This window comes from Enterobacter sp. IF2SW-B1, assembly GCF_001743375.1.
GTDB lineage: Bacteria > Pseudomonadota > Gammaproteobacteria > Enterobacterales > Enterobacteriaceae > Enterobacter > Enterobacter bugandensis.
Genome location: NZ_MJAA01000059.1, coordinates 1 through 822, shown reverse-complemented (window position 1 = coordinate 822; position 822 = coordinate 1). Strand labels below are relative to the sequence as shown.

Here is an 822-nt window from a genome sequence, read left to right as displayed (position 1 = left end):
CGCTCAGTGGAACGAAAACTCACGTTAAGGGATTTTGGTCATGAGATTATCAAAAAGGATCTTCACCTAGATCCTTTTAAATTAAAAATGAAGTTTTAAATCAATCTAAAGTATATATGAGTAAACTTGGTCTGACAGTTATTATTTACCCACCACTTTGGTAATTTCGCCTTTCACGTAATGCACAAATTCTTCCAGCTGATCCGCACGGCTGGCCAGACGATCTTCTTCCTGGCCCAGATACGCCTGACGCGCTTCCAGAATCACCGGCTGATACTGCGCCGGCAGACGTTCCATGGCCMAATCCGCCGCCACATCTTTCGGCGCAATTTTGCCGGTCACCGCGCTATACCAAATACGGCTCAGGGTCAGCACCACGTTGCGTTCATCACCCGCCCAATCCGGCGGGCTGTTCCACAGGGTCAGGGTTTCGTTCAGCGCTTCAAACAGGTCCTGTTCCGGCACCGGATCAAACAGTTCTTCCGCTGCCGGACCAACCAGCGCCACGCTATGTTCACGCGCTTTGGTCAGCAGAATGGCCAGATCGATATCAATGGTCGCCGGTTCAAAAATGCCGGCCAGAATATCGTTACGCTGCCATTCGCCAAACTGCAGCTCACGTTTCGCCGGATAACGCCACGGAATAATGTCATCATGCACCACGATGGTCACTTCCACCGCACGCAGAATTTCGCTTTCACCCGGGCTCGCGCTGGTTTCCAGCAGATCGTTAATCAGCGCACGACGGGTGGTTTCATCCAGACGCACGGTCACGGTCACCAGCAGATCAATATCGCTATGCGGTTTCAGGCCGCCATCCCC

1 protein-coding gene is annotated in these 822 nt (G+C 52.3%); it reads right to left on the bottom strand.

From position 1 onward, the window contains the following. Positions 1-141: 141 nt before the first annotated feature. Positions 142-822 (bottom strand): AadA family aminoglycoside 3''-O-nucleotidyltransferase (locus A6013_RS23715; RefSeq protein WP_069733856.1); only part of this gene is annotated, 681 nt, incomplete at its 5' end.